This window comes from Leptolyngbya sp. FACHB-8 (genome assembly GCF_014695575.1).
Lineage (GTDB): Bacteria > Cyanobacteriota > Cyanobacteriia > Elainellales > Elainellaceae > Vacuolonema.
The window spans coordinates 80907-103295 of record NZ_JACJOO010000019.1 but is presented as its reverse complement, the minus strand read 5'-3'; the positions used below and the strand labels follow the sequence as shown (position 1 = coordinate 103295).

Sequence of the window (22389 nt, the reverse complement as noted above, 5' to 3'; positions counted from 1 at the left end):
CTCATGAACGGCATCCCCATGGAAGGGTGATTACCAGTGTTCGGGGTTCAACCGTTCTTTACGAAATCCATTCCTGCATCGCCTGAGCACCACTTTGAGCGGCCTCGTGTAATCTCTCTCACCCCCTTATTCCTTCTGCAATCCCCTGAACCTATGTTTGAGCAATTCATCCCAAGTACGGACTTAACGACAACAGTGGCTGAGTCCTCCTTTCTCCCAGGCACAAACCCGGTATTTGATCCCATCCCTGAAGCGATCGCCGCCCTCAGAGCAGGCCAAGCCGTTGTCGTTGTGGACGATGAAGACCGCGAAAACGAAGGAGACGTGATTTGCGCCGCAGAATTTGCGACTCCCGCCATGATCAACTTTATGGCGACCCATGCAAGGGGATTGATTTGTCTGGCAATGACGGGTGATCGACTGGATCAACTGCAACTTCCTCTGATGGTCAATCACAACACCGATACCCATCAGACAGCTTTCACCGTCAGCATTGACGCTGCGGGGGGCGGTACAGGGATTTCTGCACAGGATCGAGCACAGACGATTCAGGCAGCGATCGCCCCCCAAACCCGTCCCCAAGATCTGCGCCGCCCTGGACACATCTTTCCCTTGCGCGCCCAAGCAGGAGGTGTATTGAAGCGGGTTGGACATACAGAAGCCGCTGTAGATTTGGCACGGTTAGCGGGATTATATCCAGCCGGAGTCATCTGCGAGATTCAGAATCCAAATGGCTCCATGGCGCGGCTACCGGAGTTGGTTCGTTATGCCAAAACCCATGGGTTAAAGCTAATCAGCATTGCAGATTTGGTGCGTTATCGGCTGAAGACTGATCGATTTGTCGTGCGGGAGGCAATCGCCGCGCTTCCCAGTCAATTCGGTCAGTTCCAGGTCTATGGTTATCGAAACGCTCTGGATGGGACAGAGTCTACGGCGATCGTCAAAGGTGATCCCAGACAGTTTGCAGACAAGCCGGTTCTGGTGCGCATCCACTCTGAGTGTCTAACAGGGGATTCCTTTGGTTCTCTCCGGTGCGATTGTCGCCCACAACTACAAACCGCATTGCAAATGATTGAGGCAGAAGGCGAAGGCATTGTTGTGTACCTCCGCCAGGAGGGTCGCGGAATCGGGCTGATCAATAAGCTCAAAGCCTACTCCCTTCAAGATCAGGGTTTTGATACTGTCGTTGCGAATGAAAAGTTAGGCTTCAAACCTGATCAGCGAAGTTATGGTGTTGGTGCACAAATTCTCAAAGATCTGAACGTGCGAAATATTCGCTTACTCACGAACAATCCTCAAAAAATTATTGGCTTGCATGGTTGGGATTTGAACATTGTGGATCGTGTTCCCCTGGTGATCCCCGCCAATGATTTTAATGCACCTTACTTAGCTACCAAGGCTGAGAAGATGGGGCATCTTTTGCACGCCCAATAAATAACCAGGCTGGTTCCTAAAGCAGCTTTATGGACTTGCAGTATTACCTCCATAAAGCTGCTTTCTTATGTACGCTCTTATGTACATTCAGTCAGGTCTAATTAACCTCGGCTCGGGATAAGCTGAAGTGCCCATTTTGGCGTGCGCAAAGCATACGCCAAAATGGGACTTTCGAAGTGTTGCGTGTTGCGCAGCGCCCAAAACGATCTTTACCCGAACACAGCCTAAATTAACCCGATCGGTTACTCCTTCTCACCCAAAAGTGGGATTTCAACGGTTGTATTTGCCTCGTATGGTGGGCTGCACACCCTTGCTTAACACACAGCAATGTGAATTGTTACAGCGGCAACGCAGGATTACCGACATCAGGTCATAAACTATGGTTTTCCGGTAGGATTAGGGGAGATTCGGCGATCGCCTACCCCATTTCCCAGTAAAACTCTTTCTCGCCCCCAGACAATACGCCATCAAAGTCAGCCTCATATACTGGCAGGTCAGGTTTCTGCACCGCTTTAGTGGATTGGTTTGTCAGGAGTTCGTGCCTCACCGCAATGGCCAACCCCAAAAACACAAGATTGAGGATTATGAAACCACCATCTCACAGCCCTATTTCGACTCATCTGAACCGCCGCTTTTTCCTGGTTGCAGCAGGTTCCTTCGCTGCAACGACTCTGTTTGCCGGATGCGGCACCAACACTTCTGAATCTGCCTCCTCCGAAACCTCTTCAGGTGCCTCTTCAGCATCGGCAAAGCTGACGGTGGGAGCGACGCCCGTACCCCATGCTGAAATCCTTCGTTTTGTGAAAGACAACCTGGCCGCTAACGAAGGGCTAGACCTGGAAATTGTTGAGTTTACCGACTATGTGCAGCCCAATCTAGCACTCAATGACAAACAATTGGATGCCAACTTCTTCCAGCATGTTCCTTATATGGAAGACTTTGCGAAGGAACGGGGATTAGATTTGGTAGCTGTTGTGCCCGTTCACATTGAACCATTGGGCCTATACTCTCGTAAAATTAAGTCCCTGAGTGAAGTAAGTGACGGGGCACAGTTAGCGGTTCCCAATGATGCGACAAATTTGGGGCGATCGCTCAAACTCCTTCAAGACAACCAACTCGTGCAACTCAAGAGCGGTGTTGGCGTCGAAGCGACTTCCCAGGATGTTGAAGCTAACCCTAAAAACATCAAACTGGTAGAGTTAGAAGCCGCGCAGCTACCCCGCGCCCTCGATGATGTTGAACTAGCCATCATCAACGGCAACTATGCCATTGAAACAGGCTTAAATCCTACAAAAGATGCCCTTGCGTTAGAAAAGGCTGAAGGCAATCCCTATGCGAATATTCTGGCAGTAATCAAGGGACGAGAAACAGATCCCAATATCCAGAAGTTAGCAACATTGTTGACATCGCCTGAGACCAAAAAGTTTATTCAGGACAAATATCAAGGGGCTGTTATTCCCGCTTAAGCAAGCATTGAAAGAGTTGATTTTTCGTGTGCATCACACACGAAAAATCAACAACTATCATCATTTCACCGTTAATTCTATGAATAGGTGATTAGCTTCAGGGGTTCTAATCTTATGGGTTGGGCGTCTTACCTGCCCTGTTTGTAGACGGGCAAGATGCCCATCCCACAAGCCTCATATCCATCAAATAAGAAGCGTTGAAAAATCAATCTCTTGCAAGTCTTTTCCAGTGGAAAAAGCGATGATTTCAATCCGCGAGTTGCGTAAACAATATGGTTCCTTTGTCGCCCTGGAGAGTTTCAGTGAAGACATCGTTAAGGGTGAGATTTTTGGCGTGATCGGTCAGAGTGGTGCGGGAAAAAGTACCCTGATTCGCTGCATCAACCGCTTAGAAAAACCCACCTCGGGAAGCATTGTGGTCGATGGGCAGGATATTACCGCGCTTTCGGGGCCTGACTTACGGCGAGCGCGGCGACGCATTGGCATGATTTTTCAACATTTCAATTTGCTGAGTAGTCGCACTGCTGCTGAAAACATTGCTTTGCCGCTGGAGGTGATGGGATACAGTCGGCTCAAGCGGAAAGCACGGGTTGAGGAGCTACTTTCCCTGGTGGATTTAGAGGGAAAGGGGGATAACTACCCAGCACAACTTTCTGGTGGACAAAAGCAACGGGTGGGGATTGCGCGTGCGCTAGCCGCGAATCCTAAAGTGCTCCTATCCGATGAAGCGACCTCCGCACTTGATCCCCAAACAACGCGTTCGATTTTAGATTTGCTGAAGAACTTGAACCAGCAGATGGGGTTGACGATTCTGCTGATTACTCACGATATGGGGGTCGTGAAACATATTTGCGATCGCGTTGCCATCCTAGAACGCGGCAAAGTGGTTGAACAGGGGCGCGTTGTAGATCTTGCAGCCCAACCCAGTTCACGGCTCGCTCAAGACTTTTTTCCACGCCGGCAATATCACCCTCACCCCGGCACCGTGCTCGCGACCATCGCCTTCAATGGCACCACTGCAAATCAACCCATCATTAATACATTGATTCGCCAATATGACATAGAAGTCAACATTCTCAATGGTAGCGTCGAGACCATTGGAGGCGAATCGGTGGGGCAATTACAACTAGAACTTTCGGGGGCCGATGTTGCTTCAGCTCTGGAATATTTGCATCGTTTAGATATCGCCGTTGAGGTAGAAGATGGACGCTCAGCTTCTGAACAGCTTGTGGACAGCAACACTTGAAACTCTTTACATGGTGAGCATATCAGCCGTGCTGGCGGCAATTTTTGGCTTGCCCCTGGGGTTGCTGTTGGTGATGACAGCGCCACGCGGTTTTTTGCCAAACGCGACGATCAATCAAGCGTTGGGCTCGGTCGTGAATGCAGGGCGATCGCTCCCCTTCATCATCCTGCTAGTCGCCATCATTCCCCTGACCCGCCTCATCGTAGGAACCACCATTGGCAGCACAGCCGCCCTGGTTCCCCTGACCCTTTCTGCCATTCCGTTCTATGCCCGTGTCGCGGAGACATCCTTATTGGAGGTTGATCGTGGCCTCGTGGAAGCAGCAGAGTCGATGGGCTGCAACCACTGGCAAATCATCTACAAAGTGCTGATTCCTGAGGCGTTACCCTCCCTCGCATTGGGACTCACCATCATGGTCATCAGCTTAATTGGTTACTCGGCAATGGCCGGAGTTGTGGGTGGCGGTGGCTTAGGAGATCTGGCGATTCGCTACGGCTATCAACGGTTTGATACACGGGTCATGATCATTACCGTGGTGCTGTTGATCGTGCTGGTGCAAGTTGTGCAATGGATAGGGGATGCGATCGCTCATAACCTTCGCAAGCGTTAGTTATAGCTCTAGTAGGCTACGGCCTAAGTCCGTAACCTATTTTTCTGTGGGGGTGCTTCGCACCCCCACAGAAAAATAGGTTATCTATTTACGCCTCAGCGTACTAGAAGTCTTAAAAGTCAGCATACTGTGGAGGGCTGGCTCCAATCCGCTGAGTAATGCGCGGATATTTCACCTTCGGTTGAGGTTCTGCGATCGCTGTAATCTCCAGTTGATGCCACCAGTCATCCCCAAAATCAAACCAATAACCAAAGGGTTCTTCAATTTCCAAACCTAATGCTCCAATTTGAGCTTTAGAAGCATCCTCCGCAGGGGGGATACCCATGTCATCGTCGCCATCCATTACAAGCCCATACCGCTCAGCATTGGGGTCATTGGGTCGCTCTCCCCTGAGCTGAAACTCATACAGATGTTCTTCTTCTCGGTTGAATGCTTTAAAGATAATGGCATGGAGATCTGCCAATGTCTGATCACCCCGAATTTCAATCGTGCGAATCACCTGCGGGTTCTTATTGAGAAACTTATCCGTAACCGGGCCATCAATTAATATGACATCTATAACATAGAGAGCCTGAAGCGCTTCTGGAGAAGTGGCTTGCTTCTTCTTGGTAGCCTTGGTCTTGGTAGTCTTACGCGATGCAGGGCTACCCTGGGAAGAGATGCCTAGCACTTGAGCGGCGATCGCCTCACTATCCTCCTTATGCCCTGGAATATAAGGAATCAGCCCCTTGCGATAGGCCTCAACCTGTGCCCCCAACGGAGCACGCCGAATATCCATAATCAACCCATTCACTGACAGCATCCAAACCAAAGGATTATCGTCAATGCGACTGGGCAAACACCATTCAGGGTCAAACTGCTGCATCTTCAACGTGTCTCGCACCAGTTTCGACTTTCCCTGTCCTGTACTGGCCCCAATGCCAAACCATTTGTAGAGGTCCGCTGACGTGATGTGGGGGTTTTGAGAGCTGTCATAGAGGAAGTTAACCATGCCAATGGCATGGGCAATACCTCCCGCCCAGGTCTTGGCCTGTCCACTTTCGAGGGGGGAAGGCCGCTTACGGCACAGAGCTGCTGTGGCCTTACGAAAGAGCTGAGCATACTCATCATTGAGGCGTTGACGAGCAAATTCATCGGTCAGTGCAACAATGCTGTTGAACTTCTCTTCCATAGCCTTAGGCACATTTTCAGACTTCTGGGATTTTGCCATAACGCTGGTTTTCAGAAGGAACTTGGATACAGGAAGGTCAAAGACACAACTCCATTCATCCTAGTACGCTGAGGCGGAAATCCATCACCTATGTTTTGTGTGGGGTGCGAAGCACCCCACACAAAACATAGGTTGTGAACTTAGGCCGCAGCCTACTAGTGTTATATCAAATTCAGTTAGCAACCTATATTTATTCCATGATGGTCTTCCGTAGGGGACAGGTTTGTCGTTATTTCAACCACACAACCTACCCCATCATGCAAACGCGTTCTTGCCTGAGGGTGCGATCGCCCATCGCCTGTGAGGGCAGGTTTTGCCAAAGAGTTAATGACACAAGCAAGGATAGTCTGCTAGACCCGCCCCTACAGTTCATGATGGCGCTCGATCCTAAACGGATCCTACCAAAAGGAGAACTGCTGCGATTACAACCAGCGGTTCTCGTTATGAGCTTCAAAGCCAAGATTGCGCGCCCGACGGGCGCGCAATCTTGGCTTTGAAACCCGAAAACCGCTTGCCGAAGGCAAGCGGTTTTCGGGCCTAATTCCATACTGAGAATTGCTGGATTACAACATCCATGCATGGGAACACAGGTGCTTGTGCGTTATGATGCAGGGTTATATGGAAACCCGCGTTCTTAGCAAGTATGGTTCTGGAAACGCCAGATCAAATCACCCAACGCAACATTAGTTCTCGTTCAAAACGTGATTTTAATGCTGCCAGAAATATTTTTTTTACATTACTAGCGCTGCTGTTTCTCTCTAGCTTTTTTGTCATCGTCAGTGCCGGAGAACGTGGCGTTTGGATGCGATTCGGGAAGGTGCAGGAGCCGGTTCTTGATGAAGGTATCCATGTCATCATCCCACTCGTAGATACGGTGCAGAAGCTTAGCGTGCGGGTGCAAAGCCAGGAGATCTCTGCAGAAGCATCCTCTAAAGATTTGCAGGAGGTCTACACCGATGTTGCCCTGAACTGGCATATCAACCCGCCGCAGGCGAACCGGGTATTTCAAGAGGTGGGGGATGAGCAGGCGATCGTGTTGCGCATCATCAATCCGGCTGTTGAGGAAGTGCTGAAAGCCGTGATGGCAAAATACACCGCAGAAGAAATCATTACCCGGCGCGGAGAAGTGAAATCTGGAGTGGATGAATTGCTCACAACCCGCTTAAAACCCTATTACATAGACGTAGATGATATTTCCCTTGTCCATGTTCATTTTACGAACCGCTTTAGTGATGCCGTTGAAGCCAAACAAATTGCTGAGCAGGATGCAAAACGCGCGGAATTTGTCGCTCTGAAAGCATCCAAAGAAGCAGAAGCCAAGGTCAATTTAGCGCGGGGCGAAGCCGAAGCCCAGCGTTTGCTCAAAGAAACCCTCACTTCCGAATTACTACAAAAGCAGGCCATCGACAAGTGGAATGGCAGCCTCCCTCTGGTGATGGGCAATGACACCAACAAAGTGTTAGACATCAACGCGCTACTTCAGCAAGCCGCAGATGTGTCCGGTTCTCCCCGGCGTTGATGGTTGTCCCGTAGCAGAAGTTCTTGGAAGGCGATCGCCGCCCGGCTCTGAAACCGTTCCCGATGCCACACCATCAGTACGGGTTGGATAATATCCAGCACGCGATTACCGCGCTCGGCTGGTAGATGCAACACCTTAATAGCTCGCAACGTACCCAGTTTCAGTTCCTTTTGCAGCATCAACTCAGACACAGCAGCAGCACCCAGGCCTCCCTCTACGACAGATTTCACCATCTCACTGCTGTTCAAGATGAGTTCTACCTGAAGTTTAGAAGGTTCAATGCCCAGGTGTCTGAGCATGTCCTCAAATACCTGCTGCACACCAGAACCCGACTCCCGCATCACCCAGGAAGTTTCGCGCAACTCATCAACAACAATGGTGCCGCGTTTGTACCAGGGGTGAGAACGGCCTACGACAATCTGGATGCGATCGCTCCCTACCTCATCCTGCTTGAGCGTGCTTTGTAGCGACGCTTTGACACTACCCGTTACCAGGCCCAGGTCAAACCTCCCTGACACAGTACCCTCACCAATCTCCTCGGCATTCCCCAAAGTACATGTCACTGCAATACCAGGATGTTTTTGCTTAAACTGGCTAATCCAATTGGGTAGCCAGTAATTGCCAATGGTCAAGCTGGAGCCTAAGCGCACTTCTCCTCGCTTCAGGTTGTTTAGTTCCCGTAGACCCCGCTCCGTCAAAATCACTTGATCCAGGATCTTTTGGGCCTCCAGTTCCAGAAACTTCCCAGCTTCGGTAATTTCAATATGCCGACCAATACGGTGAAAGAGCTTGACTCCATACTCTTTCTCCAGAGTATTGATAGCTGCACTCACCGCTGGCTGTGTAATATAAAGCTCTTCCGCCGCACGGGTAAAGTGACGATGTTTAACCACCGCCAAAAAAATTCGGAGTTGTTCAAGGGTCATTCGTTACGGTTCCACGACGCTTAAGCCTTTCGAGTAAGGCTCCTTAACCACTGGGATAAATGTGATGAGGACCGCTATAGGTGTTGTATACGTACAACATCTATGCCAAATCTTTGCCAAACCAAGCTCAGCAAAAAACCGCCATAGCTGTACACATCTTTGTGGTTCAACCCGGAGCGACTCAGGGCCAAGGTTTGATCCTCTTTCACCGGATGAACATAATTTTGCTCATCCCATTAACGCTGGAACTTCATTGAGGAGATTATAGACGGACATTCAGTCTCTTGCAAAACTTAAATTTGAATTACAGCAATTCTCATTTTGAAATTAGGCCCGAAAACCGCGCGCCTTTGGCGCGCGGTTTTCGGGCATCAAAGCCAAGAGTTCACGCCCTACGGGCGTGAACTCTTGGCTTTGATGCCCATACTGAGAATTGCTGTTTGAATTACACTATACTTGCTCTACAGAAAAGATTATTTTCTCGTGTGTTTCACCTACGAGAAAATAATCTTTTCTGTAGCTACCAACATTAAAATTAGGCACAAGAGATAAATATAGAGCTCTGCTACACACCCATTTCTTGTATCTATCAACTCGAAAAAATGTTGTAATGAATTTCAAGTTTTTTGGCAAACCCTTTAAACATTTAAGTTAATTTCTATAGGGTATCCATAAAACAATCTGTGCTTCTTTTTGTAGGAGTGGTGGTCTCACTGCTACTCCCACAAAAAGAAGCACAGATTATTGAATAAACGATTCCTATGGAGCTAAATTCAAACAGCAATTGCTGCGGTTGTAGAACTCAGGAAGTAATTTTTCTACTTCCTGAAAGCTAAGAATTAACGTCATACAGAATGAATAAGGGTATGAAATAGAACTTTAGATTATAGTTTTACATTCTGTTTCATCCTCCTATTCCTTAACACCAAAGTAGTTTTCTTGGAAAGACATAGAAAAGCCATTTTTCAGACTCTACAACTACAATTTAATAGCGCTTTAACTTTGTCATTAAAAAAACACATTTAATAATACAGTTTTCCGGTGGGAGAATGCGGAAATCTCAGAAGCCTTGCTGGTGCGCCTTTGATGATTTCCTCATGACTTGAAAAGCTCATTAAATTTTGGTTTCTAAGGCTTGAATAAATTCAATTTATCATCTCGACAAGAAAGAGTATTTGATTCTATCGGTATGTCTCCATAGATTGAAATTGTGCTCTTTGCAAAATCCTTGCCGAGCAACTAACCCGCGTGCTTTGGGGCGGCCTATTTAAGGCGGTAAAGCCATTCGCGCTCCGCACGACGTTCCATTAACTGAGATTTGCCTGATGTCTAGTGATTTACCGATAACAGCAACTCGCAGTGCCCATGGCTTAAAACCAGAATGCCTTCCCTTTGGTGAAGTTTTGGCGCAATCGTTTGCAGTGATTGCACCCACCACAATTCCCGCCTCTAACATCGGCCTGGTTGTGGCTCTGGCGGGCAATGGCACCTGGCTTAGCTTTTTAATAGGGCTAGTGGGATTGCTGTTTGTCAGCATTAATATCAATCAATTTGCTAGCCGTTCGGCTTCGCCAGGTTCTCTCTACTCCTATATTGCCAAAGGGTTGGGACCAACCGCCGGAGTGATGTGCGGCTGGAGTTTGGTCCTGGCCTATTTATTTACGGGAATGTCAGTGCTCTGCGGCTTTGCCAATTTCAGTGATGTGTTGCTGAGCTACCTGGGAATCCACTTAGCTCCCATTACCTGGCTCACCATTGGCGCTGTTATTGCCTGGTACGCCGCCTACAAAGATGTGCAGCTTTCAGCCATAGCCATGCTATGGATGGAAGGCCTATCCATTGCACTCATTCTAGGACTGGGCTTTCTGATTTGGGCACACACCGGGTTTGCCCTGGATTGGTCCCAGTTGGCATTACATGACGTAACACCCGGTGGGATCGCTATGGGATTGGTACTCGTGCTCTTTGCCTTTTCAGGCTTTGAAAGCCCAACTTCCTTGGGAGATGAAGCAAAGGATCCATTGCGAACCATTCCTCGAGCCGTCATGGGCAGTGCCATTATGGCCGGGTTGTTCTTCATGTCGACTGCCTATATCGAAGTTCTCGGATTTCATAAGGCCGGTGTGGATATTGCTACAACTGAGGAACCTTTAGGCTTCTTGGCACACCACATCGGCCTGGGTTTCCTGGGCGATTTAGTCACCATCAGTGCCTTGTTCAGCTTCTTTGCCTGTGTCCTGGGAAGCATTAATCCAGCAGCTCGGATCTGTTTTACGATGGCACGCCACGGGTTGTTTCCCTCCATGTTAGGGGAATCCCATACCTTTAATCGCACACCTCATGTAGCCGTTACAGTTTGTTCCGTGCTGATGTTTTTGGTACCTGCGGTGTTGGCAATGGCTCATGTGCCCTTGTTTGCCACTATGGGATATTTGGGAGCGATCGCCAGCTACGGCTTCCTCACCGTTTATGTCTTGATCTCGATTGCAGCTCCAGTTTATCTACTGCGGTTGAACGTGTTGCGATCGCGCGATGTCCTATTTTCAGTGTTGGGGATTGCCTTCATGGGATTGCCCATTTTGGGAAGCATTGGCATTCCCGGTAGCCGCCTATTCCCCGTTCCAGAAGCCCCCTACAACTTATTCCCTTACCTGTTTCTGAGCTATCTCGCAGTGACCTGTGGATGGTTCATGATCCAACGGATCCGTTACCCACGGCTGGTGGGTATAATCGCAAGCCGCATTGACGAGATCCACGAGCGATTTGCCTTTGAGGCGGTAACCGTACCCTCCGTTATGGGCGAATCCACCTCTTTTCCAACACCGCACGATGATTGAGAAGTGAAACGATGCCTGACTTACTAAAAGCCATCTCAACAGGTTTTACAGCCTTTACGGCTACGAATCTAGACGACATCTTAATCCTGCTTCTGTTTTTCTCCCAGGTAAACAGTCTGTTTCGGCGGCGACACATCGTTGCTGGGCAGTATCTCGGCTTCGCGGCTCTGGTTGCCATCAGCCTTCCCGGTTTTTTTGGTAGCATGCTGCTGCCACGTCCCTGGATTGGCATGTTAGGCATCGTCCCTATCGCGATTGGGGCCAGCCGTCTGATATGCGCTGACGTTGAGGAAGACGAGGAAGACATTTTTCCCACCACCCAAAACTCGTGGATGGGCAGCCTGCTCTCACCCCAGTCCTACAGCGTTGCAGCCGTGACCTTTGCTAATGGTGGAGACAACATTGGCATTTATGTTCCACTCTTTGCCAGTAGCCAGGGAGCTAGCCTCATGGTAATTCTGGCAGTCTTCTTCACTCTGGTAGGTGTATGGTGTTTCACCGCCTATCGGTTAACCCAAGTGCCTGCGATCGCCGAGTCTCTCACCTATTACGGTAATCAGCTCGTCCCCTTCGTCCTCATTGGCTTGGGCATCCTCATTCTGCTTGATAGCCACACCCTGGAAAATCGCGGCTTAGCAGTACTAACCCTGGTTATTAGCGGGTTCTGCATTTTGCACCTGTTTCGCAGTGCAGGACGAACTCTGGCGCTTTCAGTACCCAAAGTCAAGGAAAATTAAGGAGATGTTATGACGCGTTAGATTTAATCATGGGCTGGATTGCTCAAGCTATCATCACCGCTGCCGCTGCATTTGTTGCCACAAATATCGATGACATTCTAATTTTGATGTTGTTTTTCGCGCAGGCTAATACAACCTTTCGCCCCCATCACATCGTCATCGGCCAATATCTCGGATTTGTGGCACTCATCCTGGCAAGCCTCCCCGGATTCTTCGGTGGGATGTTAATTTCTCAGGAATGGATCGGACTGTTGGGAATTCTCCCCATCATCATTGGCACCAAGCAGTTGCTGAGCTCTGAGGACGATGAGGCAGATGTACAGGGAGTGGCCTGTGAGCTAGAACCGGCCCTTATCAAACGCTCATTTCTAGGGAGATTAGTCAACCTCATTGACCCCCAGACCTACGGTGTCGCCGCTGTCACCGTAGCCAATGGAGGAGACAACATTGGCATTTATGTTCCACTCTTCGCCAGTTCAAATCTGGTGACTCTAGGCATAACCCTGAGCGTGTTTTTTGCATTAATTGCCGTGTGGTGTGGAATTGCTTATCGCCTAGCCCGTTTTCCAGCGATCGCCCATGTACTTACCCGTTATAGCCATTGGCTCGTTCCCTTCATACTCATTGGTCTGGGCTTGTATATTTTGATTGAAAACCAGACCTATCGGCTATTCGGTTTTGCATAGTTATTCTGTTCTGTTGTAGTGAAGGAAACTGTGATGAAAGTTCTCAAAGTTTTACTGATTGCCCTTCTCTGTTTCGTCAACTTACTGGTAGTGCGTCCGGCCCTCGCCGATCGCCCTCCTCTGACGGAAAATCCAGACTACGTTGAGATCACCAACGCCCTCACCAATCTGCTCCAGGCCAAGGAAACGAATACCCTTCCCAAAGGCATAACCCTGGCAGATGCAGATCAAAAAATTACTACCTTGCAATACCAGAAATACATCATGGAAACCGGCAAAGATACCATTTGCCGGAATGATACGACCCAACCCGTTGCCGTCTACGGCACTCCTGGCAAGAAATCCACCTCCCAATTTGAGCAGGTTCTCTATCTCCTGCCCGCAGGCGAAGAAACGGATGATGATTGGGCTTGCAGTGGCCTGTACGTGCCTAACGATGCCAAAGTGGATGGTTTAGATGCAGGCCGTGCTGCCGCCGTCAAAGTCCTCAGTGGTACTCAGCTGGTTTTAAACGAAAATCCTGATACGGGCGTCATTGAACTGAATGTTCCCCCGGCTGGTGTTTTCAAGGCTGGTGATGTGAATTGGGAAATTCCCGATCTGGCACAGGCTGATTTGGCTACGATTCCTGCAGCACCGTTAGATTAAAAACGAAGCCACCGGGTGTCTGCAAGACACCCGGTGGCTAAAACCGTCTACAGACTGTTAAAGAGTGTTGTCAAACATACCCATTTCGGCAATCCTCCAAGAAAATTAGATTTATTACCCAGGAGTTGGCATCTGAACGTTCTAGAGTTCTCTTTATTAGTATGGGTGGGGTCGTTCCTGGCAGGGTTTCTGGGAGCCCTCACCGGATTGGGGGGCGGCGTGGTAATCGTGCCATTGTTGACCTCTGTATTTGGGGTAGATATTCGCTATGCCATAGGTGCATCCTTGGTTTCCGTCATTGCCACCTCCTGTGGAGCTGCAGCAACTTACATTCGGCAAGGGTATACCAACTTGCGGTTGGGCATGTTTCTGGAAGTCGCAACAACCATCGGCGCGATCGTTGGGGCCATGCTAGCCACGATGATATCCGTTAAGCTCTTGACCCTGGTGTTAGCGATCGTGCTGCTGTACTCTGCTTATCTGGCCCAACAGTCGCGTGAGGAAGCGATCGCGGATCAGGCTGCGGATCCCCTCACTGATGAGTTGCAGCTTAGTAGTACCTATCCAACGCCAGATGGGCAAATGGCTTATCAAGTGTATTCTGTTCCTCTGGGCTTCAGTCTCATGTCTGTGGCAGGGGTACTATCGGGGCTGCTGGGTATCGGCTCCGGTGCGCTCAAAGTTTTGGCCATGGATCAGGTCATGCGGCTCCCCTTCAAGGTATCGACGACCACCAGTAGCTTCACCATTGGGGTCACCGCTGCCGTATCTGCTGGAGTTTACCTGTCTCGGGGCTATATTGATCCGGGTCTTGCAATGCCCGTCATGCTAGGGGTATTTCCGGGAGCCCTGTTGGGAGCGAAAGTATTGATGGGGACGAAGGTAAGTGTATTGCGGGTCGTCTTTAGTGTTGTTTTGGTTGTGATGTCCTTCAAGATGGTTTATAACGCGTTCGGAGGAGTGTGACGATGAATCCCCCCCTAGATCAAGTTCAGAGCATTTCCGTAGCACTCAAGCCTTCCTCCTCCGACGTGATTGCGGACCTGTCAGTAAGCTGTCAGGATTACCCAGCCGTACCAGTGGAAGGGCGATCGCGCGACCAAAAATTGGGGTTGTGGATTAGTAACCTATTGCGCTATGGCGTATGGCTCGCCAGTATTACTGTCTTCCTGGGTGGCATTCTCTACTTAATCCGCCATGGAATGGAACCCGTTGATTATCAAATTTTTCATGGTGAACCTGCAGCATTTTGCAACCCTTCCGGCATTGTAGACGCCGTTTTATCCGGTCGGGGACGAGGGATGATTCAGTTTGGGTTACTCATTCTAATCGCGACCCCTGTTCTTCGCGTTGTCTTGTCACTGCTATTTTTTATCTCAAAGCGCGACTTCAAATATCTTCTGATCACGTCTCTAGTGATGAGTGGCCTCATCTATAGCTTATTAGGGGCATATATTTAGGCAACGTTTTGAATAGCGTTTAACATGGCACAATTGTTAGCCTCCAACATGAATTGCAGGTCGCAATTCAGGATCGGGTTCAGCTTTTCGCAGCACTTCGCGGGTCACAACCGCAATATCTCCTTCTCCAAACAAAATGAAGCGCAACAAGTATTGAATGGGATTGCCTTCTACCCAACCAAAATAGGCATGAGGCAATTGACCAGTTTGGTCGCGAGCATAGAGGAGAATGGCGGCGATCGCATTGGGAACCGAAGCACTCTCAGCTCGCAAAATACGATATTCTCCAACCGTAACACCCCTAACCCGGATAACCTCTGCAAAATCGGATGCGTCAGCAATCTGAATTTCTAGAAATAGAACAGGCTCTGTGGCTGGAATATGATTGTCTTCCCGTACTTCCTTCTCCTTAAAGGAATATTCATCCTCATCCCCAGCATTCAGGCGATTAGCAATCAACCGTATTGTGTTTTGGCTTGCTTCGGCAATAAAGCAGCGAGCCGTTTCATCCATATCGACCTGTTCCACCCGCAACTCGGTTGATCGCCATACCCGTGAAACCAGAGAGGTAACAACAATCGTTCCAATGAAAAAGCCCGCAATTCTAATCCCTTCAGGTCGCTCAATAATATTGGTAATCGTTGTATAAACAAAAACTAAGGTAATTGCACTATAAGTCAAGGCCGCTCGTCGTGCATTCTGGCGACGAGATGATAACGTTACCGCTAATGCCGCAGAAGTCATGAGTACCAATACTCCTGTAGCGTAAGCTCCTCCCTGTGCTTCTACGTTTGCCTTGAAAAGGATGGTGACAACAAAAGCAATAGTAGTGTAGACCAAAACGAGCGGTCGCGTTGCTCGTGTCCAGTTTGGTGCCATGCCATATCGAGGTAAGTAGCGGGGCACAATGTTTAACAATCCCGCCATCGCAGAAGCGCCTGCAAACCATAGAATGGCGATCGTGCTCAAGTCATAGATTGTACCAAAAGCGCTTCCCAGGTAATGGTGGGCAATATAGGCTAGAGCACGACCACTGGCCTCACCACCTGTTTTAAATTCTGCGGGTGGAATCAGTAGTGTAGTCACCAGGCTACTGCTCAGCAGGAAAAAACTCATAATGAGTGCCGCTGTAGTCAGTAACTTTCGAGTATTGCGGATACGTCCTGTTGGGTATTCCTCCGTATCACTGCCGCTTCCTCTAACCAACGGCATCACGACAACCCCCGTTTCGAAACCCGACAAGCCAAGAGCCAGTTTTGGAAATAGCAGAACAGCTATCCCTATCATGGTTAACGGATTACTATGGCTGGTCAGCAGAGCATGCTGCCAGTCTGTAATGACAGCAGGTTGTGACAGGATGTGGGACACACCCACCCCGATTGTGATGAGATTGAGCAATAAGTACACACCGACCAGGAAAACGGCCAAGCCGATCGCCTCCTGAAATCCTTTGAGAAATACAGCTCCCAGTAAGGTAATGAGAACGAGGGTGATGGCGATCGCCTGCCCCTCCAGAAAGCTTGGTGCCAGAGGATTTTCAAGAATATGAGCGGTAGCATCCGCGGCTGAAAGCGTCATGGTAATAATGAAATCTGTCGCAACAAACCCCAATAAACACAGGACAAAAAACTTCCCTTGCCACCAGGGAAGGAGATGCTCCAGCATGGCAATTGAACCTTCCCCACGAGGACTTTGAGCCGCGATCTGCCGATAGATCGGGAGTGCGCCAAATAGGGTCAAGAGCACCAGAATTAAAGTCGCTAGTGGGGAAAGAGAACCTGCCGCCAGGGCTGCAATACCAGGCTGATAGCCCAATGTTGAAAAATAATCAACCCCTGTCAGGCACATGACCTGCCACCAAATATGAGTTGGATGTGAATGCTCTTTGGGGTAGGGGCCTTCCTTGGTATGCCTATCTTCCTCAAACAACCAACGCATCAATTTACGGTAGTTACTATTTGAGTTGATCGTGCGACCCATACCCCTACTCCTCATTGAGAGAGCTTATAGCTAGAACACAGCTCTATTACTGTAAATGGTCTAATCAGTAAGTGGGCGAAATTAAGCATAAAATCTCCAAAAGCTGTGCCGCCTGCAAAACAGGTGGCACAGCCTTTGAGGATTTTATGCTTAATTGAGTTGATCTACTTATCGCTTTTGACAGCTAATATCAAATCTCCAAGAACCCGGTTGAAAGGCTAATCTTTGAGCCAGAAAAACGTTTTACAACGAGATGAGACGGTTGTATTTATTTAGCTCTGTTCTTTTTATTAGTTTAGACGTATTTCTTAAGTGTGCACAAAGTAATTTCAGTGTCAGGATATTTTACATAATCACAGCAGTTCTCATTATGAGCTTCAAAGCCAAGATTGCGCGCCCGACGGGTGCGCAATCTTGGCTTTGAAGCCCAAAAGCCGCTTGCCTTCGGTAAGCGGCTTTTGGACCTGATTCCATACTGAGAATTGCTGACATTATCAAAAGCATCTACGTGCTAGGCAAAAAATGTCATGCTTCATCCAATACAGCCATTAACATCCCTAATTAATGATGGGGTGCCTCCCCCTTGACTTTAGAAGGAGACAGCATCGGTTTTACCAGCACACTAATACCGATCGCCCATGCCAGAGCCAGCATCCAACCCGCCACAATATCGCTGGGGTAATGCACCCCAAGGTAAACCCGAGTCCACGCAATCGTCACTACGTAAACCACCCCTAAAATGATGACCAACGGGTTCCAACGAGTCTTCCAGGTCAAAATTGTCAGAGCTGTGACCAGAAGAAAGCTCGTCATAGCATGGCCGCTAGGAAAAGAAAAATCAGAGGGTATCGGATAGCTTCCTTCCCAGAGACTCGGGCGGGCACGTCGCCATATCGTTTTGGCAACCACATTCAAAGCACCTCCGCCTCCCAAGGTCATGACGAGGTAGATGAGCGATCGCCACCGCTTCTGCACCACCAAGATAGGCACCAGGGTTAGGGTAAACGGTGCAACAATTTTTGCCGATCCCAAATGAGTGAGCCATGAAGCCGCCCGATCTAGACTTGCATCAGCGGATTGATGGATAGCCGTAATCAATGTCACATCCCAGGATAATCCACCTTCAAGACCCCATATTTTAAGGGCCAGTACCGCGAAGATTTGCAGCGGAATGTAGACTCCCAAAATCAGGTAGAGGAGCGATCGCCCGTTCGCCTGAAACCAGAGCTTGAGAAATTTGGAGAAACTTGTCAAACGAGTCATGCGGTATGGGCCAGTTTCCAACTCACCATTACTAAAATGACGTAAATCGCAAATCGTAACACCCTCTGAGGAGCGATTTGGCATAGCTTTGCTCCTAAAAGCACACCGGGGATAGAGCCAACCCAAATCGGAATGACAATGTTCCAATCCACAGTACCCAGAGTCAGATGCCCCAGAGAGGTCACGCTCAGCAAGATAGCGGCCTGGGTCAAATCGGTACCGACCAACTTCTGAGCATTCAACTGGAACAGGGCAATCAGCACGAGGGCAAACATGGAACCCGATGAAACACTGGTCATGCCCACAATACAGCCGAGGATGGCTCCAATGAAGATAGCGATCACCCGACCCTTACCAGTCTGCAAATCTAGCTTGGGTAAAGTGGGGAGCCGTAGAGACGGAGCTATCATCTTCAGAATTAACTGCACCAGGGCCACCAGAGTAATCATTAAAATGGCGAAGCCAAGTAAGCGCAGTAAAATCGCATCCAGATTAAAGCCTGACTGCCGTAACCTATGCAACAGCCCAACCCCTATCAAAGAACCAGGTACACTCCCAAAAGCCAACCATTTAACCGAGGGGATATCCAGAGTCTGCTGCCGCCAGTGCTTGATGCCTCCAACCACCTTCATTAAGGTTGCAGCTACCACGTCAGAGCTAATGGCAACAGAGGGCGGTACCTGAAACACCAGAATTAGCATGGGTGTAATGAGAGAGGCTCCGCCAATACCGGTCAGCCCAACCACGATACCAACGATAAAACTGAGTGAGGAAAGGAGCAGATAGTTCATGGGGTGGGAAGGGTGAACGGTTGATGACCAACTCCTACTAACGCGATATTCAACGGCTTACAGGAATTGGCACATTACGAAGAGAAAGCTAGAGGCACAAACAAGAAGTAGAGATAGAAGTTATCGATCGCCCCAAAACGGTAGCCATGCCTTTAGATCCAACCCGCCATTCTCAAAAGCGAACTGTGGGGTTTCCAAAATGTGGAAGTGGATGAGGCCCAAAATAAAAAGGGTGTAGACCGTCGAAGAGGCTACACCCGTCAGCAATTCCTTCTTAAAATTGCGTTCTTTTGCCTCCCCTTGCACCACATCGATAAGGCCCATTTGCATTAATAGGATGCCTAAAACATTGGAGAGCCAGTAGCCTGCGATCGCCGCTGGCAAGAATAGATGAGGGAAAAAGATGCTCACTAAGCAACCCACTCCATAAGCGACCGGCAGATTGAAAAAAATGTCATTCCACCAGGAGAGGGGCGAAAGCAAATACCCTACCACAAAGAAGAAGCTACCCCGCAAGCGTTTTAGCAGGGAAGGATAACCGACGCTAAGGGAATTAGGCTCAGTTGAGCCTAATTTACCAATTTTGGGCAACTCATTCATTAAATCTACGACAACTCGACGTATTTACCGGATTTTATCATTCCAGGCATCAAAATAGAGCAGATATAGATTTGCATTGCTTTAAATTTTATGCAAAATTGCATTGTAAATCATTTGAAATTTGCATCAAAAGCAAGAAATCTTACGATGGAGTCTAGACTTTGTCCGCAAGTCTCAGTTCGTTGTCGGAGCGATCGCTCTTTCGGTCAACAACTCTAAACATCCGGAGGGGGAGGTATAAGCTTTACTCACATCTCCCTCTCTTGAAGTGAGGCGGAGTTTAACATAGAGGTTCTTTTCCAAATCCCAGGAGCAGTAGATCACAAACGGGTGCTTTGAGCGCTTTGCAGCTTAAAGCACCCAAAACCCAAAGAAGAGGCGTGTGAAGCGTGCCTTTTTGTTGGATTTTGAGAGAATTTGCGATCTACTGAGGATAGATGTTTGTTGTAAGAGGGGAACTGAGCACCCTTCTTACAACAAACACCTACACACCCAAAACAGCACTCATGTGTTTTAGGAGGTTTCTGCATAAGAATCTACCCAGGATGTTGGTGCTTTGCCCGCTTCGCGGGCAAAGCACCAACATCCTGGGGGTAATTTCATTGTTGGAAACCTCCTTAGAACTTTTTAGAGAAGTTGATGTTCCGTACGCTTTGCCCACGGAACATCAATATCCAGGACAAGGTGAATTATGTTGCAACAGATGGAGTATAAGCCGCAGAGTTGCCTTTGATAGCATGGCTACGCTTGCCATCAATGCCAAACGGAACGTCGCCTGCAATGGTCACCCGTTGTACCCGCCGCAATTGCCCGTCATAATCATAGGTAGCATAATGCTGCGTCGAGCGGTTATCCCAGAAAGCTACATCCCCCAGTTGCCAATGCCAGCGCACTGTATTTTCAGGGCGCGTCACATAGCTTTGAAACATCCGAAGCAGGTCTGCTGATTCACTACTTGAGAAACCCTGAATTTTCTGGGCAAACCCACCAATAAACAGGCCACGCTCACCCGACTCTGGATGCACCCGCACGACCGGATGAAGGGTTTCATAAAGGGTTGAAATAAATGTTTTGTGATACTCGCTGGCTTCTGCTTCTGAGAGCGTACTGGCAGTCTCTATATAGTCGTAGTCATTGGTATGAACAGCCCAAAGTTGATCGGCCAGTGCCCGTAGGGGAGCAGGCAAATCTTGATAAGCGGCAACAGTATTCGCCCACAAGGTATCGCCTCCGGTAGACGGAAGCTCAAGGGTACGCAAGATAGAACCTAGGGGCGGCCGATCCACAAAGGTCACGTCTGTATGCCAATTGTTGGCGCGGGTTGCGGTACGCCCATAGTCAAGGTCAAGGATCTCGGGTTGATCCGTAACCGTGGGCAGAGTGGGATGGCCTTTCGTCAATTCACCAAATCGACGAGCAAAGGCAATTTGCCCTGGCCCATCTAGGGTTTGGTTACGAAAGAAAATCACCTTGTAACGGACCAGAGCCTCACGAATTTCAGCAATGACTTCATCACTAAGGTTAGCGCTCAGATTCAGCCCTAAAATTTCGGCTCCGATACGACCGGTCAATTGCTTAGTATCGAAGGATGAAAAGCTCATAAGTACACAGCCTCCAAAGGAAAAAGCTAGCCAAACTCTGGCTAAACTGATTAACCAAATGTTTTGGTTAACTAGCGGGTCTGGCTCATTAAGGCAATAGGTTGCAGCCGAAGAAACGAGTACCCAATACTTCCACTTCTGAAAAAAGTTGCTTTACCCCGTATATCACTGCTTCGCCATGAGCCTCACCATTCCAGGCAGTTCTACTCCACCAGATTTCTATAACCAGACAACTTTCTAGCCAGTTTGAGAATGGTGAGTAGCGTAAGCGGCGAGCTAGATTGCCATCGTTAATACGCGCTTGCGCATAAAAGTATGGCTGGAGCAAGAGATGTCATTTAGGTTTTTACTGAGCATCCTAGAAAGTTTACAGCTATCAGAAGAAACCTGGAAAAACCTGAATCCCCTATAAGTCGATTGACTTTCAGTATTTAGAGGATTCCTGTGCAAATTATCACACTGATTTAAGAAAAGCAAGAAATAGTTTTACGACCATTTTAGAAAAACCAGAGATCCAAGTCTTTTACGCCAGGCCTATTTAGCTAAACGTATTGTTTTTGCGCACAAAGTGCGCCAGGCCGCTTATTTACGATCATCTTAATTTCAGTTGCATTGCAATTCAATTTGAATACAATCTTGATTGAACTTTGTTTTGTTATATGCCATCATAGGCAGAAATAGGCTTACCCCAACCAGATATAGGCTAACCAGAATGAGCGCATTGACTGAAACACAAGCCAACCCAATTCTTTCGTTGCCCGTCGCTGCGCCAAGCAAGATGTTCTCTAGCCGAACATCGTTGCCCCTTAAGAAGGATCTGTACTGGTTGATCAAGTCAGGTGTCGTTCGGTCTATCTGTTATTTAGAGGATGGCAGCGTTGTTACCCTGGGTATTTGGGGCGCGGGTGACGTAGTCGGTGAGCCACTCTCGATGGCGCAACCGTTGATTATCGAAACAATCTCCAGCGTTCAGGTAGAACCCATTACTGCAACAGAATGGCAACCTCCAGCAGATGTACTGCTGAGTTATTGGCAGCAAACTGAAGCATTGCTACTCATTCGTGCCAATCGACGGGCTGATGCAGTGCTACAAGGAGTTTTGAAGTGGTTGGCCTGTCGCTTTGGTCAGCAAATCGAGCGGGGTTGCTTGATCAATGTGCGGTTGACCCATCAAGATTTAGCCGACCTCTGCGGCTTGACCCGGGTTACGGTTACCCGCCTACTAGGGCGCTTTGAAGAGGAAGGTTTGATTTACCGTTTATCCCGTCAGTTAGTATTAGCGCAAGAGTCGAAGCACTGGCACTACGAGATTTAAGAATTTCATCGGATGCTTGTGCAGGAGCGGTTCTAAAGACCCTCTCCTGCACATTCTTGT

General features: G+C 48.7%; 18 protein-coding genes and 1 pseudogene. 12 read left to right on the top strand and 7 right to left on the bottom strand.

The window, feature by feature from the left end:
• Positions 1-195: 195 nt before the first annotated feature.
• The 4 genes and pseudogenes from ribBA to H6F91_RS04815 all read left to right on the top strand — a co-directional run.
• A pseudogene (gene ribBA / locus H6F91_RS04835) lies at positions 196-1422 on the top strand (bifunctional 3,4-dihydroxy-2-butanone-4-phosphate synthase/GTP cyclohydrolase II); the annotation flags it as partial.
• Between the two features lie 596 nt (positions 1423-2018).
• Complete coding sequence (locus tag H6F91_RS04825; protein ID WP_190775479.1) at positions 2019-2900, top strand: MetQ/NlpA family ABC transporter substrate-binding protein; 882 nt, start codon at positions 2019-2021, stop codon at positions 2898-2900.
• A 241-nt stretch (positions 2901-3141) separates the two neighbouring features.
• The gene (locus H6F91_RS28225) at positions 3142-4146 is read left to right on the top strand and encodes an ATP-binding cassette domain-containing protein (protein ID WP_190775480.1); all 1005 of its coding nucleotides are present in this window, start codon (positions 3142-3144) and stop codon (positions 4144-4146) included.
• The gene (locus H6F91_RS04815; RefSeq protein WP_190775481.1) at positions 4103-4756 is read left to right on the top strand and encodes a methionine ABC transporter permease; all 654 of its coding nucleotides are present in this window, start codon (positions 4103-4105) and stop codon (positions 4754-4756) included. Before H6F91_RS28225 ends, H6F91_RS04815 begins: the two co-directional genes overlap by 44 nt.
• A gap of 112 nt (positions 4757-4868) precedes the next feature.
• On the opposite strand, the gene H6F91_RS04810 is transcribed toward H6F91_RS04815, so the two are convergent.
• Positions 4869-5966, bottom strand: coding sequence for a plasmid pRiA4b ORF-3 family protein (locus tag H6F91_RS04810; protein ID WP_199307639.1), 1098 nt, complete (start codon positions 5964-5966; stop codon positions 4869-4871).
• Positions 5967-6609: 643 nt separating this feature from the next.
• Between H6F91_RS04810 and H6F91_RS04805 the strand changes: the two genes are divergently transcribed.
• On the top strand, positions 6610-7485 hold the full coding sequence (locus H6F91_RS04805) for a prohibitin family protein (RefSeq protein WP_190775482.1): 876 nt from the start codon (positions 6610-6612) through the stop codon (positions 7483-7485).
• Here the strand turns inward: H6F91_RS04805 and H6F91_RS04800 are convergent.
• A complete protein-coding gene (locus H6F91_RS04800; RefSeq protein WP_190775483.1) occupies positions 7446-8411 on the bottom strand; it encodes a LysR family transcriptional regulator in 966 nt (321 codons plus the stop codon). The genes H6F91_RS04805 and H6F91_RS04800 overlap by 40 nt on opposite strands.
• A gap of 1325 nt (positions 8412-9736) precedes the next feature.
• On the opposite strand from H6F91_RS04800, the gene H6F91_RS04795 reads away from it, so the two are divergent.
• The 6 genes from H6F91_RS04795 (at position 9737) to H6F91_RS04770 (ending at position 14779) form a co-directional block, all read left to right on the top strand.
• Positions 9737-11248 carry an APC family permease gene (locus tag H6F91_RS04795; protein WP_190775484.1) on the top strand — a complete coding sequence of 504 codons (1512 nt, stop codon included), beginning with the start codon at positions 9737-9739 and terminating at the stop codon, positions 11246-11248.
• 11 nt (positions 11249-11259) lie between these two features.
• A complete protein-coding gene (locus tag H6F91_RS04790) occupies positions 11260-11985 on the top strand; it encodes a cadmium resistance transporter (protein ID WP_190775485.1) in 726 nt (241 codons plus the stop codon).
• A 29-nt stretch (positions 11986-12014) separates the two neighbouring features.
• Positions 12015-12671 carry a cadmium resistance transporter gene (locus tag H6F91_RS04785; RefSeq protein ID WP_190775486.1) on the top strand — a complete coding sequence of 219 codons (657 nt, stop codon included), beginning with the start codon at positions 12015-12017 and terminating at the stop codon, positions 12669-12671.
• 33 nt (positions 12672-12704) lie between these two features.
• Positions 12705-13319, top strand: a complete 615-nt coding sequence (locus tag H6F91_RS04780; protein ID WP_190775487.1) for a hypothetical protein — start codon at positions 12705-12707, stop codon at positions 13317-13319.
• A gap of 132 nt (positions 13320-13451) precedes the next feature.
• A complete protein-coding gene (locus H6F91_RS04775) occupies positions 13452-14285 on the top strand; it encodes a sulfite exporter TauE/SafE family protein (protein WP_190775497.1) in 834 nt (277 codons plus the stop codon).
• Between the two features lie 2 nt (positions 14286-14287).
• The gene (locus H6F91_RS04770) at positions 14288-14779 is read left to right on the top strand and encodes a DUF1634 domain-containing protein (RefSeq protein ID WP_190775488.1); all 492 of its coding nucleotides are present in this window, start codon (positions 14288-14290) and stop codon (positions 14777-14779) included.
• 36 nt (positions 14780-14815) lie between these two features.
• Here H6F91_RS04770 and H6F91_RS04765 read toward each other — a convergent pair whose 3' ends face one another.
• From H6F91_RS04765 to H6F91_RS04745, 5 genes are all read right to left on the bottom strand, one after another.
• Positions 14816-16759, bottom strand: coding sequence for an amino acid transporter (locus H6F91_RS04765; protein WP_190775489.1), 1944 nt, complete (start codon positions 16757-16759; stop codon positions 14816-14818).
• A gap of 561 nt (positions 16760-17320) precedes the next feature.
• Positions 17321-18022, bottom strand: a complete 702-nt coding sequence (locus tag H6F91_RS04760; RefSeq protein ID WP_190775490.1) for a phosphatase PAP2 family protein — start codon at positions 18020-18022, stop codon at positions 17321-17323.
• Positions 18019-18813 (bottom strand): sulfite exporter TauE/SafE family protein, encoded by a 795-nt coding sequence (locus H6F91_RS04755; protein ID WP_190775491.1) that lies wholly within the window; start codon positions 18811-18813, stop codon positions 18019-18021. The genes H6F91_RS04760 and H6F91_RS04755 overlap by 4 nt, the downstream gene beginning before the upstream one ends.
• A 120-nt stretch (positions 18814-18933) precedes the next feature.
• Positions 18934-19413: a hypothetical protein gene (locus tag H6F91_RS04750; protein ID WP_242035634.1), complete on the bottom strand. Its 480-nt coding sequence runs from the start codon at positions 19411-19413 to the stop codon at positions 18934-18936.
• A gap of 689 nt (positions 19414-20102) precedes the next feature.
• On the bottom strand, positions 20103-21014 hold the full coding sequence (locus H6F91_RS04745; RefSeq protein WP_190775492.1) for a TauD/TfdA family dioxygenase: 912 nt from the start codon (positions 21012-21014) through the stop codon (positions 20103-20105).
• Between the two features lie 712 nt (positions 21015-21726).
• Between H6F91_RS04745 and H6F91_RS04740 the strand changes: the two genes are divergently transcribed.
• Positions 21727-22329 (top strand): Crp/Fnr family transcriptional regulator, encoded by a 603-nt coding sequence (locus H6F91_RS04740; protein WP_190775493.1) that lies wholly within the window; start codon positions 21727-21729, stop codon positions 22327-22329.
• The last annotated feature ends 60 nt before the right edge of the window (positions 22330-22389 follow it).

Excerpts from the sequence above, each read along its gene's own strand:
- H6F91_RS04805 (WP_190775482.1), top strand. The coding sequence starts at position 6,610 with ATGGTTCTGGAAACGCCAGATCAAATCACCCAACGCAACATTAGTTCT.
- H6F91_RS04770 (WP_190775488.1), top strand. The coding sequence starts at position 14,288 with ATGAATCCCCCCCTAGATCAAGTTCAGAGCATTTCCGTAGCACTCAAG.
- H6F91_RS04780 (WP_190775487.1), top strand. The coding sequence starts at position 12,705 with ATGAAAGTTCTCAAAGTTTTACTGATTGCCCTTCTCTGTTTCGTCAAC.
- H6F91_RS04760 (WP_190775490.1), bottom strand. The coding sequence starts at position 18,022 with ATGACTCGTTTGACAAGTTTCTCCAAATTTCTCAAGCTCTGGTTTCAG.
- H6F91_RS04740 (WP_190775493.1), top strand. The coding sequence starts at position 21,727 with ATGAGCGCATTGACTGAAACACAAGCCAACCCAATTCTTTCGTTGCCC.
- H6F91_RS04745 (WP_190775492.1), bottom strand. The coding sequence starts at position 21,014 with ATGAGCTTTTCATCCTTCGATACTAAGCAATTGACCGGTCGTATCGGA.
- H6F91_RS04815 (WP_190775481.1), top strand. The coding sequence starts at position 4,103 with ATGGACGCTCAGCTTCTGAACAGCTTGTGGACAGCAACACTTGAAACT.
- H6F91_RS04825 (WP_190775479.1), top strand. The coding sequence starts at position 2,019 with ATGAAACCACCATCTCACAGCCCTATTTCGACTCATCTGAACCGCCGC.
- H6F91_RS04810 (WP_199307639.1), bottom strand. The coding sequence starts at position 5,966 with ATGGCAAAATCCCAGAAGTCTGAAAATGTGCCTAAGGCTATGGAAGAG.
- H6F91_RS28225 (WP_190775480.1), top strand. The coding sequence starts at position 3,142 with ATGATTTCAATCCGCGAGTTGCGTAAACAATATGGTTCCTTTGTCGCC.
- H6F91_RS04785 (WP_190775486.1), top strand. The coding sequence starts at position 12,015 with ATGGGCTGGATTGCTCAAGCTATCATCACCGCTGCCGCTGCATTTGTT.
- H6F91_RS04795 (WP_190775484.1), top strand. The coding sequence starts at position 9,737 with ATGTCTAGTGATTTACCGATAACAGCAACTCGCAGTGCCCATGGCTTA.
- H6F91_RS04765 (WP_190775489.1), bottom strand. The coding sequence starts at position 16,759 with ATGGGTCGCACGATCAACTCAAATAGTAACTACCGTAAATTGATGCGT.
- H6F91_RS04755 (WP_190775491.1), bottom strand. The coding sequence starts at position 18,813 with ATGAACTATCTGCTCCTTTCCTCACTCAGTTTTATCGTTGGTATCGTG.
- H6F91_RS04750 (WP_242035634.1), bottom strand. The coding sequence starts at position 19,413 with ATGAATGAGTTGCCCAAAATTGGTAAATTAGGCTCAACTGAGCCTAAT.
- H6F91_RS04790 (WP_190775485.1), top strand. The coding sequence starts at position 11,260 with ATGCCTGACTTACTAAAAGCCATCTCAACAGGTTTTACAGCCTTTACG.
- H6F91_RS04800 (WP_190775483.1), bottom strand. The coding sequence starts at position 8,411 with ATGACCCTTGAACAACTCCGAATTTTTTTGGCGGTGGTTAAACATCGT.